The 17332-nt window shown below is 38.8% G+C and carries 14 protein-coding genes; 4 read left to right on the forward strand and 10 right to left on the reverse strand.

Annotated features, from left to right (window positions below; genetic code table 11):
• Positions 1-28: 28 nt before the first annotated feature.
• The gene (locus tag ACIQCO_RS03215) at positions 29-1216 is read right to left on the reverse strand and encodes a response regulator transcription factor (RefSeq protein WP_400425848.1); all 1188 of its coding nucleotides are present in this window, start codon (positions 1214-1216) and stop codon (positions 29-31) included.
• A gap of 284 nt (positions 1217-1500) precedes the next feature.
• Here ACIQCO_RS03215 and ACIQCO_RS03220 point away from each other — a divergent pair, with 284 nt between their 5' ends.
• Genes ACIQCO_RS03220 through ACIQCO_RS03230 form a run of 3 tightly spaced genes read left to right on the forward strand, consistent with a single transcriptional unit; the run spans position 1501 to position 3182 of the window.
• On the forward strand, positions 1501-2091 hold the full coding sequence (locus tag ACIQCO_RS03220; protein ID WP_400425850.1) for a DUF6230 family protein: 591 nt from the start codon (positions 1501-1503) through the stop codon (positions 2089-2091).
• 50 nt (positions 2092-2141) lie between these two features.
• Complete coding sequence (locus ACIQCO_RS03225; protein WP_400425852.1) at positions 2142-2582, forward strand: DUF6114 domain-containing protein; 441 nt, start codon at positions 2142-2144, stop codon at positions 2580-2582.
• A 27-nt stretch (positions 2583-2609) separates the two neighbouring features.
• A complete protein-coding gene (locus ACIQCO_RS03230; RefSeq protein ID WP_400425854.1) occupies positions 2610-3182 on the forward strand; it encodes a hypothetical protein in 573 nt (190 codons plus the stop codon).
• Between the two features lie 77 nt (positions 3183-3259).
• Here ACIQCO_RS03230 and ACIQCO_RS03235 read toward each other — a convergent pair whose 3' ends face one another.
• The 3 genes from ACIQCO_RS03235 to phaQ form a co-directional block, all read right to left on the reverse strand.
• Entirely contained in the window at positions 3260-4453 is a 1194-nt protein-coding gene (locus ACIQCO_RS03235) for a coiled-coil domain-containing protein (protein WP_400425856.1), read from the reverse strand.
• A gap of 337 nt (positions 4454-4790) precedes the next feature.
• Positions 4791-5390 (reverse strand): hypothetical protein, encoded by a 600-nt coding sequence (locus ACIQCO_RS03240; RefSeq protein WP_400425858.1) that lies wholly within the window; start codon positions 5388-5390, stop codon positions 4791-4793.
• Positions 5353-5808 carry a poly-beta-hydroxybutyrate-responsive repressor gene (phaQ, locus tag ACIQCO_RS03245; RefSeq protein WP_400425860.1) on the reverse strand — a complete coding sequence of 152 codons (456 nt, stop codon included), beginning with the start codon at positions 5806-5808 and terminating at the stop codon, positions 5353-5355. The genes ACIQCO_RS03240 and phaQ overlap by 38 nt, the downstream gene beginning before the upstream one ends.
• A gap of 146 nt (positions 5809-5954) precedes the next feature.
• Here phaQ and ACIQCO_RS03250 point away from each other — a divergent pair, with 146 nt between their 5' ends.
• Positions 5955-6737 carry an alpha/beta fold hydrolase gene (locus ACIQCO_RS03250; RefSeq protein WP_400425862.1) on the forward strand — a complete coding sequence of 261 codons (783 nt, stop codon included), beginning with the start codon at positions 5955-5957 and terminating at the stop codon, positions 6735-6737.
• 76 nt (positions 6738-6813) lie between these two features.
• Here the strand turns inward: ACIQCO_RS03250 and ACIQCO_RS03255 are convergent, their stop codons facing one another.
• The 6 genes from ACIQCO_RS03255 to ppc all read right to left on the reverse strand — a co-directional run bounded on the left by ACIQCO_RS03255 (position 6814) and on the right by ppc (position 16659).
• Positions 6814-7875: an alpha/beta fold hydrolase gene (locus ACIQCO_RS03255; protein WP_400425864.1), complete on the reverse strand. Its 1062-nt coding sequence runs from the start codon at positions 7873-7875 to the stop codon at positions 6814-6816.
• Between the two features lie 14 nt (positions 7876-7889).
• Complete coding sequence (locus tag ACIQCO_RS03260; RefSeq protein ID WP_400425866.1) at positions 7890-8552, reverse strand: polyhydroxyalkanoate biosynthesis repressor PhaR; 663 nt, start codon at positions 8550-8552, stop codon at positions 7890-7892.
• Positions 8553-8572: 20 nt separating this feature from the next.
• Entirely contained in the window at positions 8573-9190 is a 618-nt protein-coding gene (locus ACIQCO_RS03265; RefSeq protein ID WP_400425868.1) for a hypothetical protein, read from the reverse strand.
• Between the two features lie 142 nt (positions 9191-9332).
• Positions 9333-10964: a long-chain-fatty-acid--CoA ligase gene (locus tag ACIQCO_RS03270; RefSeq protein WP_400425870.1), complete on the reverse strand. Its 1632-nt coding sequence runs from the start codon at positions 10962-10964 to the stop codon at positions 9333-9335.
• 86 nt (positions 10965-11050) lie between these two features.
• Positions 11051-13654 (reverse strand): bifunctional acetaldehyde-CoA/alcohol dehydrogenase, encoded by a 2604-nt coding sequence (adhE, locus tag ACIQCO_RS03275; protein ID WP_400425872.1) that lies wholly within the window; start codon positions 13652-13654, stop codon positions 11051-11053.
• Between the two features lie 242 nt (positions 13655-13896).
• Positions 13897-16659, reverse strand: a complete 2763-nt coding sequence (gene ppc / locus ACIQCO_RS03280) for a phosphoenolpyruvate carboxylase (RefSeq protein WP_400425874.1) — start codon at positions 16657-16659, stop codon at positions 13897-13899.
• Positions 16660-17332: the final 673 nt, after the last annotated feature.

Raw genomic sequence — 17332 nt, forward strand, 5'->3', positions numbered from 1 at the left:
GCCACATTTATTTCTGTTCTCCTTTATTTCAGTCAATTATTCCCATTCGTATGGCTTTTACTGCAACTTCTGTCCTGTTTTGTGCGTTCAGTCTTTTCATAATATTTGAAATGTAATCTCTAACCGTAAATTCACTTAAATAGAGCTTTAATGCTGCCTCTGCTGTTGAAGCACCGTCCGCCAACAGCTTAATAATTTCTGTTTCTCTTGGTGATAAGGAGATGGAATCCTTTTTAGGCAGGTTGTCCTTTTTAATATCTGCTTCAATGTACTTTGATAGCAATTCTCCAGAACTTTGGCCAAATTTCATCAATGCGGGAAAAAGACTAGTATCGACAGTAAACTGCTTGCCCGGGCCTTGATCCAAAACAACCCCACCTATTATTTTCCCCTCCTCTGGAACATAAATCGGTACAATAACTAAGGAAGTAAGTTCGAATTTTTCTACATACTTTTCTGGAAGGTCGATTGCTGCCGAAGGAATGTAAATTGGCTGAAAATTTTTCATCTCGTGACCCTGTGATTTTAACTTCACGAGACTTTGATTGAGCACTGGGATATTGGCGATTTTTACGGCAATTGCTTGGACCTCTGCATTGTTTAAATGATGTCCAAATAAGCCAACCCCTACACTTTCCTTATTGGCAAACTTAAAAAGGGCACATCGTTCAAAGGGAAGAAAGTAGCCAAATCCATAGCAAATATTTTCGATTGACTCCTGAAAATTTTGCGAGCGGATAATCCATTCATTAAATAAGATAACAGCATCCTTCCAAATACTATGATTCTCTTTTTCCGATTGAAAAAGCATGACTTCACTAATTTTCGAAAATAAGTAATGGACTGAAGGATGTAATTTCGAGGAATAAGCATTTCTCGATTTCAGAACCTTATGTGCAGCATTTTCCAACAGATTGATATGAAAGATAAGTGCCTCTGGTTCCGGACACCTTTGGAAATAGGTGAACCAACCCTCCTGAAGTTCATTCAACATCCGATATATATCAACGGTACCTTCATTTACTGACCGTAAAAACCTTTCTAGAAATTCGCTTATAAATTCAAAAACCACCACTGATTTCTTATTCGTATTTTTAAGAGATTGGAGCATGAATCCCCATTCCTGTAATAGGTCCTCTTGATAAGAAGATAACATTTTAACAGCATCATTTAAAAGATGATCCAAATGGTGATTTAATGACTTCGACAATTTCATCATTCTCCTTCCCGGAAAATCTAAGCTGTTGTTTATCTTATTTATTAATTCGTTTATTTCTATAGATAATTCAGCTAAGACTGTCAAAATTCCTTCTTTTTATCAATCATTTTGGTTATTTTGTAGTAGCTTGTCCTTTCTTGTTCAAGTATAGGAAAAACTTCCTACAAATGTAGGGATTTCTTAATTTATTTACTTGTCATAAAATTGTGACGAATGGTGTAAGCAATTAATTATTGTTTAAGCGCTTTCACTTTTTAAAACAAAAAGGGAGGAAAGAGTGTATGACAGCCGAAACAATTATTATCGGAGGGCAAACAATCAAGAAGAAACTCATCATTGCATTAGTAGGAGGGTTTTTATTTTTAGGGGCACTTCTAGGTACCTTTGGGCTAACCGGTATGGCCGCAGCAATACCATTGGTGGGCGGGTTTACCGTCAGCTTCGATGAGATGACAGGTACAGGATTTAAACTTTATGGCAGCCTTGCTGATAGTGCTATGAAACAGAATAATCCCGTTGCGGTTAACGAAATTGATAGTGCGACAATTAAAAATTTGAAAATCTCAAAACCTATTCCGTTTTTAGGGATTAATGCTGTAATTACTGCTGAAAAACCAGTTACAATTACTGGGCTACAACAAAAAGCAACCTTAGTAACAGGTGATGCTACGTTTAACGAACTAACCATGGCAGAGAAATATGTTGGGGATCGAGACCTTAGCGACCCTAAGGTACTTGCCGGGGCAGCAGCTGAACATTTTACACAAACGGCAAATAACATTACCATCAAGAATGGAATACTTGAAACAGTGTATCTTTTCCAAAAAACAGTATCTCTGAATGGCATGAAAGTTTCTTTTGAAAAACAATAACACTAAAATAATCTAGAACATCAAAGGACTAACAAGTAAGGATGATAAAAATGAGCTCTAATGATTCAAAACGTAAAAGGTTTAAGAATTGGAGAGCAAGGCGCCCTTTTTGGGGGGCGACCTTGTCTATTTTATCAGGATTAATCATTTTAATGGTTCCTGCACAGCTATATGAAATTGCAGCTGCTCCCGGGAGCATTATTGTTGTTGGCTTCCTTTTAGGAGGTCTTACATTAATAATGGGCGTCCTAGCATATATCATGCCTAAGCTTTCTACCCTGTTTGGAGTTCTAGGAATTTTTTCATCTGTTTTATCGATTATGGGGGCATTAGGCGGTTTCCTAATCGGCACACTTCTTGGAATTGTTGGAGGTTCAATGCTAATTGCCTGGAAACCGGAGCTTGCCGCTCTTGATTTGGAGAAACAGTCGAATAGCGATCGTATTGCTGAAAAGGAAATTGCTTCGGGGAAGGAAGTTTTACCGGAATAATCAGTACCTATAGCATTCATAGAAATGGTGATCGTATTGATACGCAGAAATAATACTATTAAGATAATTATTGTATTGGTTCTTACCTTTAGCGGGCTGTTCTTACTTACCAAGGATAGTTTTGCTAGTAATCCGACAATCATTGGATTTATTATTGAGGCTAAACAAATGGAAGGTACGATGAGAAATCCTGTTATGATTACAGGTGATACATCAGAACAAAAAGATCGGCCGATGCTGGAATTAAAGTTTGATAATCTTTCAGCTAAGAACTTGATTATTAAGAAATTAGTCGAAACTCCAAAGGGACTTATTACGATTGAAATCACCCATAAGGATTCTGCTCTTTTTAATCATTTAAGCTTACATATTACCAACGCTGAATTCAGTGAACACTATTTACCATCGGCTGGTAATATCGGCTTGAAAAATGTTAAACTATTGGCCCACCAAGTAACAGCTGATAACTTAAGTCTCCCTCAATTCAATTTAAGTTTCAATGATGGCGGTAAGGTCGAAATGGAACCGAAAAGCGAGGAAGAACTCCTTTATATGAAAGCAGTCTTAGAAAAGTTAATTAATAGCATTCAACAGCAATAAAAAGAAGCGATGCCAATGAAGCATCGCTTCTTTCATGCTTACTACAGTACCATCTGACAAAGGCGCTTCCGCTTTTCCTAGTTATTGATAATCCTCATGACACGACCGTTAAAATGTTCTGCATAGTACCGTGATGTCATATCGGCAATGGCAATTCCAGTTGAACTTTGTGAACCAATGAATTTTCCGCCGCCAAGGTAAATCCCCACATGGCCGTCGATTTTATAAGTATCAAAGAATACTAGGTCCCCTGGACGTGCTTCGCTCATCGGCACCCTCGTTCCGGTATTCTTCAAGATATCCGTGTGAGCACCGACATTAATGCCTGCCTGCGCGAATGCCCATGCAACAAATCCAGAACAGTCAAATCTTCCATGGGCAACATCGTAGGCATTTCTGCCGCCGCCAAAAACATAAACGGAGTTCCCAATATACCTTTCTCCTGCATGGATTACAATGTTTATCGCTTCATTTGCTGTTGTTGGTATCGAAACATTCAGATCAGCTGTATACGTGTCAACAGAAGTTTGAGCCGCGGTATTAAGCTCCACTTCCTTTATTGCGAGTGTACTATCTTTCTCTTGTAACTCAGCCATATCAGCAAGTTTTGCTTGTTCTTTTAACTTAAGTTCTTCTTTTAAGGCATCATTTTGCTCTTTTTGTTCTAAAATCTGAGCCTGCATCCCTTCAAGCTCCGTCTTCATGTCTTTTAAATTATCAAGCTTTTTTTCAACTGCAGTTTGTTTCTTTACGACTGCTCTCTGATCTTCTTGATGCTGTTTCACTAAATCTTGATCCGCTTCTACCATTGTTACAACCGCACCGAATCTATCAACAAAATCACTAAAGCTTGAAGCTCCGAGGAGAACATCTATATAGTTCACCTTTCCTCCACTTTCTTGGAGAGACAAAGCACGTTTTTTTAGTATTTCATTCCGTTTATCGATTCTATCTTGAATCTTATTCACTTCCTGCTGAAGCCCTGCCACTTCTGCCTGAGAAGCTTTTACTTTTTCTTCTGTCTGGACAATCATGTTATTATTGTCATGAATAGCCTGTTCAACTCTATTAATCTGTTCCGTTAATTTAGCTAATTCATCTTGAACCTCAGAAATTTCCTGATTCGCTTTTGAAATATCTGTTTGAATACCTAATCGCTGCTCCTGAACGCTTTTGATGCTTGTAGCCTCTGCCTTTACAGCGGGAAATGTGAATACGCCTTCAATTCCCAGGATAATAGTCATACTAAGTGCGGTAAGCTTCTTTTTCATTCTAGTCCCCTGCTTTCTTCACAGAAAATGACAATATTCTATTTATCATGGCCCTTTGGTCAGCCATACATTTATTCTATGTATGATGAATTTCACAAATAATTACCAATATCATCCTCTTTTATCTCAATTAGAAGTATATCATCTGAATTTGTCAAATAAGTTATTTTTTTATTACAGTTACATTTCAAAAGGTTTTTTCGGCTGGATTTCATTCATTCTAGAAAATAGAAAAACCACAATCTCTTTTATTTAAAAGAAAATTGTGGTTCTAACTTTTTTCAAGGATTATTTTGTCAATCAATGTTGTTAATTCTCCTTATTATTCAGATTAACGTTATTGTATTTTTACTAGTTCTTTAAAACTATTTCGACCGCGGTCAACAAGATTTAAATGAGTGTTTCTCGCTAATTTAACATATTTTTTTCTAACCAGAAACCATGCGTTTCTTCGTTCACGCGCATAGGCTGCACTAGATTCTGCATTTCTTTCCACATTATCCTCTAACTGATCGACGATATGGAAAATAGATCTTATTGGTGTAAGTGCTAACTTTTCCAATTGACCAGAAACCTCTATCAATTGTTGTTTAAGTTCCTCTCGGTCATTAACTGGAACGTCTTCTTCTTTCAAATCTTCTTTGCCGCCATTAAATTGATTCATCAGTTCTGCAACCATATCCTTATTTGTCTTTTTGGCCTGCTCATATAACTTACCAATCGACTTTCGGTATTGCTTATTGAACTTGATGACCTCCCTTAATGCATTAAGATAGGCTTCCTCCCGATTCTCTCGAAGCTTGAGTGCACGTTCACGCGATTGCTCAAACTGATCCCAAAATGTGTTGACAAATGAACCGGCAGCAATTGGATCCACCGCTGCTGGAATCACTTTTTCATCAGCGGCTGGAGCTGTTTCCATTTTCTTCTGTGCCATCGTCTTTCCTCCTCCTACTATTATTTACTTTCTCTATTGGATCCTTCTTCTGAAATGAAGGAATATAGAGCTCAAAGAAACTGGTATACATCTTGAAGAATTGATCTAATAGTGATTGATAGGTTTCTAGTTGATTGGCATAGCCTTTTAAGTATGTAATACCAGCTTTTGTTATGGAATATCTTCTTTTCGCAGGACCACTTCCAGTTGTATCCCATTCTGATGAAAGCAGTTCGTCCTTTTCCAACTGTCTTAATAATCTGTACAAATTACCCTGATCCAGTGTCTTAAACCCGAATGCCTCTAATCTTTGGCTGAGTTCGTACCCATGAAGAGAAACTTTGCTAAGAAGCAATAAAATAAATGGCAGAACAAAATTTTTGGATGGATTGACTGATTGATTATCTTGGTTTACCATATCTTTATCACCTCACCTATATGTATTTTACATCTATAAGTAATATTTTGTCAAGATATTCAATAAATATCATTTTAACAAGACTTTAGAGTTTACAATTTAGGAAACTTGGTAATAAACTATTAAAAATAAGAAGGTGGTGTAAAATGGAAAAGGCTAAAATAAGTAAGGCTGGAGTCCCATATTTGCATTTTGGTTCCGGTGAACCAGTGGTATTGATTCATGGTTTGGGCGAGGTAAAAGAAGGTTGGCAAAATCAATATGAATTGGCTGATCAGTATGAGTTGATTATTCCTGATTTACGGGGTCATGGTGCATGTACGAAAACAGATGGTATTTCTATTCAAAATTTTGCTGCTGATGTGATTAGCTTGTTGAAAGAGCTAGAAATTAGAAGCGTTCACATACTTGGTCTTTCAATGGGCGGTGCCGTTGCCCAGGAAATCTATCGACAAGCTCCCGATTTATGCCGTTCTCTTATGTTGATCAGCTCTTTTCACTATTTGCCAAATATTATTAAGGCATTATTATTAAAAAAACATAAAGCAAAGTTTGAAGCTCTTTCAGTAAAAGGAAAACAAATTGATTATCTTTCAAGGATGGCACTATTTTCTTGGAAGAAAGACACCGTTGAAAAGTTTGCTGACATTTTTAAACCTAAGCAGCAAATTTTTATTAAATCCTTTGAAGCATGTTTAGAGGTCAATAATTTAACATTATTACCAATGGTAAATATCCCAACCCTAATTATCGGTTCACAGTATGACTCCGTATTACCTGTCTGGATTCAAGCTCGTATGCACAAGCTGATTCCACACTCAGAATTTATAATTTTGAGGAATACCGGCCATATTGCCAAACTAGAAGCAAAAGACCGGTTTAACCAGCTGCTGCGGAAATTCCTCAATCAGCAAACACTCGCTTCATAATTTATTTTTAATGGGAAGGATGGCGGTCCTTCCCGTTAAAAATTTTATCTAAAAACACTCCATTTATCAGTCTACTTCATAGAATTTCTTCTGAATGGGCGGATAGCCATGGGTCCATAATTCCAGCGAAAGCTCCTGTCAATGCCAGCGATACATGGCCCCCTTCAAAAACCTTATATGTCTTATCTTCACTTGAAACCAGCTCCATGACAGGAAGACTTTGCTGCTCTAAAATAAGATTGTCGCGCGAACAAGAAAAGACGAAAAGCGGACACTTAATATTTTTCAATTCTACTTTCCTGCCGCCAATCAATAATTCTCCCTTTAGAAGTTTGTTATCTTTATAAAAGTCATTAAACAATTGTTTAAAGGCAGCTCCTGCAAACGTGGCCGTATCCTTTGTCCACTTGTCCATCCTGCGCCACTTTTCTACATATTTTTCATCATGTACCCGGGTAAACAGATTGATTTTCGGGCTTCCGTAAACGGGTGAGAGCATCCTAAACATCAAATACAGAAATTCTGATGGAATCGTTTCATGTGCGTCAGCAAACCGATCAAAACTAAGCTGGCCCTTTTGAATTCCTTCCAGCCACTTATCAGGCACGATACCGATACTAAAATCGATTGGAACAGCCGCAAGAACTAAATTCTTTATAGGCAGTTTAGTAATTGAAGTTAAAATGGCCGCAGTCGTACCTCCTAAGCAATATCCGGCCATTGTTATATCGTGTGCCTTGGAATGCCTTAATGCCCGTTTAACCGCATTTTCTAAATAATCAACTATATAATTATCTAGTGTAAGTTCCCTATCTTCAAGCCCAGGTGAACCCCAATCTAAAAGATAGACATCGTAGCCAAGTTCTGTAAGACCCCCAACCACACTACTCCCTTCACCTACGTCTAGAATGTAGACTTTATTCAATAGCGAATAGACTAAAAATATTGGAGTTTCATATCTTTTCTCTTTCGCAGGGTGAAACCACAAGGTTGTTTTATTCCTTTTCCAAACGCACTCTCTTGGTGTGGGCACGATATCGGGCTTTGGTTCAGTCATAATTTTATAAAGCTGATTCCACCGTTTAGCTTCTCTTTTTAACTGTGGACTCAGGTTAATTCCTAATGCATTAGTGCTCATTTACTTTACTCCTTTCAATGTTTTTTAGATGGGTCAGCTCCGGTGAGCACTAGTTCTTTCTTCTGCTTTTTTTCCTGTTCTTTCTTCTGTTTTGGTTTCTCTTTTTCGATAACGGTCTTCATAGCGGCAGCAGGCTCTGTCTGACTATCTGCCTTAAGGCTTTTAAGTCCGTCTATTTCCTTGCGTAATTCCTTGAGGTTTACTTGAATGATCTTCATATCGACAAGACCCTGGCGTATTTCCTGAAGGTCAGCTTTCATTATTTTGGTTTCCGAAACTTCTTGTGCGATAGTTTGAAATTCAGTCTGCAGCTGCTTGACAATTCGCACCATTTCTTGAAACATTTCTAAATTCCCTTTATTCGCCAAGTTAAGACCATCTTGTAAACTCCAAATTTGCTCTTCTAGATTGTCGATTTTTTCTTCTGCCTGTATCGACATTTTTGCTGCATTTGAAATATCTTTTTTGGTAGGAATATTCATTAAAGCCGCAATAATCTCTTGGTTTTTCCTAAATCTCTCCAGATAACGGGAATAGACATCAAGTCCGATATTGGCGGTTTGAACAAATTCCTTATTATCAGTCAACTTGTATAATAGACCATTTAATTGTTTCTCCCACATCTCACTAACAAGCTGTAAGCCTTCGAATGGATCAAATGTTTTTCCAGTAGACATGATGTAAGCCCCCCTTGGTTTTATGATTTTGTAAGTTCTTCAGCTTTTTCTAAATATTTATTAAGCGGGAACATCAAGGTTTTGATTTGTCTTGCAAACAGATTGACGAATCCTTTTTGATTTTCATAGACTAAATTTCCAGCCTGCTTAACGGTTTTAATATATTGCAACCTGCTTTTTTTCCGAAGCGCAATATATTGATCGATGATTTCAAGGTACTTATCCATTGTCAGGTTTTTTGATATGGTTTGACATGGTGCAGTAAGAATCGACATTGTTTTCTTTTGGAAGTGATCAATCTGGGCATTTATTTCCTCATAGGATTTAATCGGGAAGAAATGCTGAAGGCTGGTAGTTGACATTAAAAATTCTTCTCTGGCTGTTCTTTCCCATTCAGCAAATTCTTTATTAAATTGCTCAGCGATTTCTTTCATATTTCCCTGATTTCTCTTTACACTTTCAGCAAAGTACTTAGCTTCGTTCAGAAAAATCTCATCGCGGTAATCAGAGTGTTTTGCCCATTGGTCTAACTCGCCGAAAACATGCCCCCATAGAATATCTAAGCTGGTAAGCTGTTCTTCCCCTTCATTTTCAACTACTATGTTTTCAACTACTTCTTTTTCATTTTTGTCTTCCATATTATTTGCATCCCTTCAAAGGTAATATTGTCTCATTGTGCGCTTCGATGGTATCTAGTGATTTTCTATGAAGTTTTTTCTGTAGAGGGTGTAAACAACTTCTCGAGCTGCTTCTAGTGTGTGGTTGGAATAGATTCTGAATTTAAGCTTTAATTTTTTCTTCCTCTTTCCTGAGCATTCTCCTTAACAATTTACCAACTGAGGATTTAGGGAGATCATCCAGAATTTCGATTTCTCTCGGTACTTTATATGGAGCAAGATTAATTTTCGCAAAAGCGATTAGTTTGTCTGGTGCAATCGAGATACCTGCCTTAATCTTCACAAATGCTTTTACGGTTTCTCCGCGGTAAGTGTCAGGAATGCCAACAACGATTGCCTCTTCAACCCCTTCATGCTGGTACAATACTTCTTCAATCTCGCGAGGGTAAACGTTATAGCCGCTGGCAATGATCATAGCTTTCTTGCGATCCAAAATATAAAAATATCCATCTTCATCCATTTTGGCGATATCACCGGTAAAGAGCCAGCCATCTTTTAACACCATCTCGGTATCCCCAGGGCGTTTCCAATACCCCTTCATAACCTGAGGTCCGCGTAAGATTAACTCACCTGCTTCCCCGACAGGAACATCGACAAAGCCTTCAGCCGTTTCTGTTACAATTCTCGCTTCTGTTCCAGGTAAAGGAATCCCTACACTTCCTAATTTGCGCGGTAGAAATGGAGGTGTGGAGATAGCGGATGGAGCCGTCTCTGAAAGTCCGTAGCCGTCTGCTAATCGTTTCCCTACTCGCTTCTCAAAGAATTTAACCTGCTCGACTGGAAGTGGTGCACCACCGCTGCTCAAATAATAAATATCACCAATATTGCTCTCTTCTAAATCAGGGTGGCTATTCAAAGCGAATATCATCGTTGGAACAGCCGTCATTTGGAATGGCTTTTCCCGTTTGATAAGTTCTAGTACTTCATTAACATCAAAGCGAGGCAAGATAAGCTGGTTACAGCCAATTCTTATTCCAGATAGAGCATTACAAGAGAGTCCGTACACATGAAACATTGGCAGGACACTGACAATTTTAAAGTTTTCCGGTTTTTCTTCGACAGCATTATAGGTGAAGTCACATACCTGAATAATATTGGCCAAAAGGTTATGATGTGTCAGCATGACTCCTTTTGAAACCCCCGTTGTGCCGCCGGTGTATTGTAAAATTGCTACATCTTCATGAATATCTATCGGGATTTCAGGAAAACAATTGTCATGTGTTAGAAAATCTTCAAAATACAGGTCTCCATCGGCAAGTTCAACTCTTTTACCGCCAAAACCGACGACGATAACCTTCTTCAATGACGTTCTAGGTTGAACTTGCTTCACTCTAGGATAAAGTGCTTCAAAAACAACCATGTATTCAGCCTCAGAATCATTTAAGACATATTCAATTTCTCGTTCGACATACATTGGATTTACTTGCACAGCAATTCCGCCTAAGCGAAATGAGGCGAATAAACTAAATATATAATGCGGACAGTTAGGCAGCATAAGCGCCATCCTGTCACCCTTTTTAAATCCAACCCGATATAATGAAGCAGCGAGCCATTCAGCTATCATTCTGGTTTCTTTATAGCTCCATGACCTCCCGAAAAAGGTCAGTGCCGGCTTTTCATTATGAATATTGGCCGCCTGGTTCAATAGATCAAATAACGAATCATACTCAATTGAAACTTCTTTACTAATTCTGGGATCATAAAATTTTAACCATGGTTTTTTCTGATATTCCACATTTTTCCCCTCCTTATTTTTCCTTCAAATTCCAAACAATGAAAGCGTCACCTTTTTTATGTTGGAAATTTAAAAAAGATTTTTTTCTAAACCCCTTTATAAGCTTGGCGGAAAATTTCCACAAGTTCAGTTACCAGCGGCATTTTCGGATTGGCAATCGTATCTTGGTCGTCAAAGGCATGTTCCGCAAGGGTGTCGACCATGCTTTCGAATTCTATTTCATCGACACCATTCGCTTTGATGCTCATTGAAATATTTAGCTCCTTTGCAAGTTCAATAATCTTATCTATTAGGCTATTTATTCCTTCCTCTGTCGTACTTGCGGGCAAACCAAGCATTTTGGCGATTTCTGCATAGCGTTTGTCAGCAATGAAGTGCTCATATTTAGGGAAAGTCATAAATTTATTTGGTTTCATTGAGTTAAAGCGAATAACATGCGGCAGCAGGATTGCATTTGCACGTCCGTGCGGAATATTAAACTCAGCACCTAGAACATGGGCAAGGCTATGGTTTATCCCTAAGAAGGAATTAGCAAATGCCATCCCCGCAATCGTCGATGCGTTGTGCATCTTTTCACGCGCAAGCTCATCGCTGCCATCCTGATAAGCCCTTGGCAAAAATTCAAATACAAGCTGAATCGCTTTTAAAGCCAGACCATCGGTATAGTCATTCGCCAACACGGAAACGTACGCTTCAATTGCATGGGTTAAAACATCCATCCCAGTGTCAGCAGTAACAGATTTTGGGACTGTCATCACAAACTGCGGATCGACGATTGCTACATCTGGTGTCAGTTGAAAGTCAGCAAGCGGATACTTCCTACTTGCCTTTTTATCCGATATAACCGAGAAGGCTGTAACCTCTGATCCTGTTCCTGAAGTCGTCGGAATGGCAATGAAATTTGCCTTATTACGCAGGGCAGGAAATTTTACTACTCTCTTACTAGGGTCAAAGAATTTTTGCGTTAAGCTTTTAAAGTCGGTATCAGGGTGTTCGTAAAACAGCCACATCGCTTTTGCGGCATCTATGACCGAACCCCCGCCAAGGGCAATGATAAAGTCAGGCTGAAACTTTCTCATCCGTTCCGCCCCATTCATAACGGTTTCGATGCAAGGTTCAGGTTCAATATCAAAGAAAACCTCCGAATGGATGTGGTTTGGATTCTTTTTTAAATAATATTGGACTTTATCGACGTAGCCGTTTTTCATCGAGCTTCCGCTTGTAACAATAAACGCCCTTGAAATTTCAGGAATTGCAGCAAGAGTCTGAATCGAGTTTTTCTCAAAGAATACTTGTGAAGGGACTTTAAACCACTGAGTTATCGTTCTGCGTTTTGCTACTTTTTTGATATTAATTAAATTTACTGCTCCAACATTCTGTGACACTGAGTTCCCTCCATAAGTGCCGCACCCAATTGTTAAGGACGGTAAAGATGTGTTGTATATATCCCCAATTGCTCCATGGGTGGATGGTGTATTGACAATAATTCTTCCCGCTTTCATCCGTGCAGCGAAACTTTCAATCACATCCTGGTCAGTCGTATGGATGGCGGCTGAATGACCAAGACCTCCATATTCCAACGTTCCTTCAGCAATGAGGAGACCTTCAGCAAAACTATTAACCTTGTAACACGCTAAAATTGGGCTTAACTTTTCACACGATAACGGGTATTTCGGCCCTACTCCTTCTATTTCTGCGATTAAAATCTTCGTATTAACAGGCACATTTATCCCAGCCATTTTTGCAATTACAAACGCCGGTAAGCCGACAATCATAGGATTAAGGGAAGACGTTTTTGGGTCTATCGCAATTCCCTCTAGCATTTTCCGCTCTTCTTCGTTAAGGAAATAACAGTTGTTCATTACTAATTCATTTCTTACTTCTTGATAAATTTCGTTATCAATAATAAGAGCTTGTTCCGAAGCACAAATCATACCGTTATCAAATGTTTTCGATAATATAAGGTCGTTGACCGCGCGTTTAATATCGGCCGTTTTTTCAAAATAACAAGGCACGTTTCCGGCGCCTACGCCAAGTGCAGGTTTCCCGGAACTGTAAGCGGCCGTTACTAGGCTCGGCCCGCCAGTTGCAAGTATGAGCGAAATCTTCGGATGTTTCATTAAGGCTTGAAATGCTTCATGGGATGGAATTTCAATCCATTGGATGCAGTTCTCAGGAGCACCAGCCTTTACAGCAGTTTCTCTAAGCAGCTTGGCAGTAATCACGCAGCATTTTTGAGCATATTTAGGAAAGGCAAAGATGATTGGATTTCTCGTTTTAAGTGAAATCAAAGATTTAAAGATGACGGTGGAAGTCGGGTTGGTAATTGGGATGACTCCGGCAATGACACCTACTGGCTCGGCCATTTCAACCATACCCTCACTCTCATTTTCACTTATTACTCCAACCGTTTTCATATCCCTGATGTTGTTATAAATACACTCTGTAGCAAACATATTTTTGAAAACTTTATCCTCATATACGCCTCTTTTGGTTTCTTCAACTGCAAGCTTTGCTAGCTCCCTATGATTTTCAAGAGCAGATAATGCGACTTGCTTAACAATTTCGTCTACCATTTCTTGGTTGTAGCAACGGAATTCCCCTAAAGCCATTGCTCCGTTTTTCGCTAAAACATCAATCATTGCAGCGATATTTAGGTTCTCTTGTAAGACTCTTTCCTTTACTGCCATCGAACATCCCTCCAGGACCATCAATCTTTTATTAAAAGCCCACTACACTTTTTTCCTTCACTCCTTTTCTAATTCTGGGTAAAATATATCATGTAAACTATTCCAGAAATTGTCGAATTCTGCGCATAAATGAATGAATAACCATTCATTTATGAAAAGTTCATTGAATGTTCATACTTTTTATTAACAACAAAAACCCACAACCTCTATTGATTAAGAGTTTGTGGGTTTAAAAAGCTTTATCAGCCGGTATTGCGTAATCCCGCGGATATGCCGCTAATTGTAAGCAATACTTCGGTAAGAAGTTCATCATTTGGCACATCTTGTTTGCGCAATTCTTTAATTAGCTCTACCTGCAAAAAATTTAACGGGTCAACATACGGATTTCGGCGATACACGGATTCTTGGATATTTGGGGTATGATCAAGTAATTCATTATCGCCTGTAATCATAAGTAAAATAGCTTTTGTTTTTTCATACTCTTCGAGAATATTATTAAATATCCTTTCAGCGATTGCGGCATCCTCAACAAGTGTTAAATATTCTTTTGCCGTTGTTATATCTGCCTTCATTAATGCCATCTGAAGATTATCAATTGTCGATTGAAAGAACGGCCACTTCACATACATTTGCTGCAGGAGCTGCAAATGTTGTTCCCCTTTCGAAGCAAAACTTGCTAGGCCTGTACCAGCAGCATACCAAGCTGGAAGCAGCTGGCGGCTTTGTGTCCAAGCAAATACCCATGGAATTGCTCTTAAGTCTTCAAATCGGCCGCGATTTTTCCGGCTCATCGGTCGTGAGCCAATGTTTAAGTCACCTAATTCCCTTAAGGGTGTTGCTTCCGTAAAGTAGGTAAGGAAATCCGGGTCTCCAAACACAAGCGATTGGTATTTAGCCAACGCAGCACTAGAAATTTCCTCAATTGCCTCTTCCCAATCCGGTTCACGCAGCTGCCCATGTGCTGGTTCTTTAGAGACATGTGCTGCCGCCAGGAGCAAGGTTGATGTCGCCTGCTCCAAGCTGCGATAAGCGATATCCTCAAGCAAGTAACGGGAGGATAACACTTCACCCTGTTCGGTAATTTTGACTCCATCTCCAATTGTTTCCGCTGGTTGGGATAAGATACTTTTATTTAATGGACCGCCGCCCCGTCCCAATGAACCGCCCCGGCCATGGAAGAACTTCAGACCAATCTGATACCTATTCGCCATTTCGTGAATTTCAATTTGCGCTTTGTACAACTTCCAGTTAGCAGTTAACGTCCCGCCGTCTTTACTTCCGTCCGAATAACCAAGCATAATTTCCTGCTGGTCGCCCAGTATTTGTAAATGATTGCGGTAAACCGGCATCTCGAAAAGTGTTTCCATGATTTTTGGACCCGCGCTTAAATCATCAATTGTTTCCAGTAATGGCGCAACATGTAAATGACTTTCCAATATTCCATTTGCATGGAGCCGATAGAGGCCGGCTTCTTTTGCTAAAACGAGCACCTCTAACAGGTCGCTTGGCGATTTTGTCATACTGACAAGATACACAGAAATCGACCGTTTTCCGAATTCATCATGCGCCTTCTTTATCATTTGGAACACTTTAATCATTTCCTGTGTTTCTTCCGAGTAATCCTCATCTAACAATAGGAGAGGACGAGGGTCCAAGAGGATTTTTTGCAAAATCTCCATTTTTTCCTCTTCAGAAAGCAGGGCATAATTTTCAGAAATACGGACTTTACGCAGTATTTCTGTGATTGCTGCCTCATGCTCACCGCTATGGTTGCGGATATCCAGTGTGGCTAAGTGAAATCCAAATAGCTGGACTTGACGAATCAGCTTTTGAATCGTTTTTAGTTCATGGGCAGCTGGGTGATGTTGATTTAAGCTTCTATTAATGATGGATAAATCTTCTAATAATTCTTCAGCAGATTGATAGCCTAAGTCTGATTTTCCTACTTGTTTTACCCGCTCAATCATTATGGCAAAAGCACGGCGATAAACTTCTGTTTTTACTGGCCATTTTTTCTCTTCTGGTAAAAATAAATCCTCTTGGCTATTAAGATAGAAAAGAAGCTCCTCACTAACCTCAACCCTTGTTGTTGAATGGCTATATCGTTTCATTAAATCAACTAAAACATTTTTATATTTTTTAAGAACGAGCCTTCTTTGCCGTTCTAATGTTTCCCATGTCACATTATGGGTTACATTTGGATTCCCATCACGATCGCCGCCAATCCATGAACCAAAACGAAGGAAATTAGGAACATCCCACGAAGAGTGCGAATAATTTTTTTCAAGACAATTGGCTACTTCTTGATGAATTTCCGGTAGAACATCAAAAAGGGTTTGGTCAAAATAATAAAGTCCGTTACGGACCTCGTCCAAAACGGTCGGCTTATGGTGCCGTAATTCATCCGTCTGCCAAAGAATAGTCACTTCATTAAACAAGCTCTCTTCTAGCTTTTTTTGTTCTCTGTTCGTAAGTAACGGATGGTCTAGATTTTTTAAAATAACAGCAATTCGCTGCTGTATTTCAAGAATGGAACGCTTTGTTGCCTCGGTAGGATGAGCTGTAATGACTAATTCAAGAGATAATGTATGAAGGATATTTTGAATCCTATCTTCTTTAATATCGTTTTCCTTCAGTGCAACTACCGCACTCTCAATTGATGCTGGCTGCACAATAGAATCGTCTTGTAGATGGTAGTGTCTCCGTCTCCGAATTCGGTGGTTCTGCTCTGCCGCATTAATTAAATGGAAATACATTGAAAACGCTCGAATGACTTGTTTCCTCATAGGAGAGCTTATGTTAGAAATTTCTTCTTTTAAGGCATCATAAATTTCTTGATCAAATTCAGTCCTTAGTGTTTTACACATCAGTCGTATTTTCTCGACCTTATCAAAAAGTTCAGGACCTCCATGATTGACAAGTATTTCGCCGAGCATTTTTCCAAGTAATTTTACATCGCGACGCAATGGAAGACTGCTGTCATTCAATTTCAATTCTGCTGCCATATCTTACACCTTCTCTTTATCAAAAGATTCGCTTAATTTTTAACTATTAATATAACATATCTTTTGAAACATGTTCAATAGTTAACTTACTTTATCATTTTAATGCAAAAAAGAAAAAGAAAAGGAAAAACCTGCGCATTCGGTATCGGGTTCCGTTTACTGTCGCAAAACCCGAAAATGCAATCGAAAATGTATCCCAATTTGTACTGCCTTTTGTATATGTTTTTGCATTTAAAAATAAAATGGCTCAGTTCATTGATACTAAGTCAATTTAATATCCATTTTTTCTCACGCCAACCATAAAAGAGCGGACACAAATGAGGAATCAACATGGTTTGATATATAAGCGGAGAAATTTCTCTTAATTAAGAAATGGCACTGAAAATTGCTTAAATAGACGGAGAGATTCCGACTATTGACTCTAAAAACGTGAAAACGGGTAATTTTTCTTTGCTTAATCGGAAAACCGAGACTGTCGATTAAGTTGGAGTTTATTCCATTCCTAAGCCATATTTCACATACTTTGTGAATTTTATTGGATTTTTTCACAAACCTTCATTGTTTTTTATGTATTTTCCCTTCCTAAGGCCTTCTATTTGTCCTGATTTCCCTAATTTGGACAGACGGGGGCCTTTACCCGATTCTCGCATTTTTTGAAACGATAAAAGGGCTT

Origin of the sequence: Neobacillus sp. NPDC093127, assembly GCF_044754175.1 — a bacterium.
GTDB lineage: Bacteria > Bacillota > Bacilli > Bacillales > Cytobacillaceae > Neobacillus.

Bases quoted from the DNA above. Each gene is read 5' to 3' on its own strand.
- ACIQCO_RS03215 (WP_400425848.1), bottom strand. From the start codon at position 1,216: ATGAAATTGTCGAAGTCATTAAATCACCATTTGGATCATCTTTTAAAT.
- ACIQCO_RS03220 (WP_400425850.1), top strand. From the start codon at position 1,501: ATGACAGCCGAAACAATTATTATCGGAGGGCAAACAATCAAGAAGAAA.
- ACIQCO_RS03225 (WP_400425852.1), top strand. From the start codon at position 2,142: ATGAGCTCTAATGATTCAAAACGTAAAAGGTTTAAGAATTGGAGAGCA.
- ACIQCO_RS03235 (WP_400425856.1), bottom strand. From the start codon at position 4,453: ATGAAAAAGAAGCTTACCGCACTTAGTATGACTATTATCCTGGGAATT.
- ACIQCO_RS03240 (WP_400425858.1), bottom strand. From the start codon at position 5,390: ATGGCACAGAAGAAAATGGAAACAGCTCCAGCCGCTGATGAAAAAGTG.
- phaQ (WP_400425860.1), bottom strand. From the start codon at position 5,808: ATGGTAAACCAAGATAATCAATCAGTCAATCCATCCAAAAATTTTGTT.
- ACIQCO_RS03250 (WP_400425862.1), top strand. From the start codon at position 5,955: ATGGAAAAGGCTAAAATAAGTAAGGCTGGAGTCCCATATTTGCATTTT.
- ACIQCO_RS03255 (WP_400425864.1), bottom strand. From the start codon at position 7,875: ATGAGCACTAATGCATTAGGAATTAACCTGAGTCCACAGTTAAAAAGA.
- ACIQCO_RS03260 (WP_400425866.1), bottom strand. From the start codon at position 8,552: ATGTCTACTGGAAAAACATTTGATCCATTCGAAGGCTTACAGCTTGTT.
- ACIQCO_RS03265 (WP_400425868.1), bottom strand. From the start codon at position 9,190: ATGGAAGACAAAAATGAAAAAGAAGTAGTTGAAAACATAGTAGTTGAA.
- adhE (WP_400425872.1), bottom strand. From the start codon at position 13,654: ATGGCAGTAAAGGAAAGAGTCTTACAAGAGAACCTAAATATCGCTGCA.
- ppc (WP_400425874.1), bottom strand. From the start codon at position 16,659: ATGGCAGCAGAATTGAAATTGAATGACAGCAGTCTTCCATTGCGTCGC.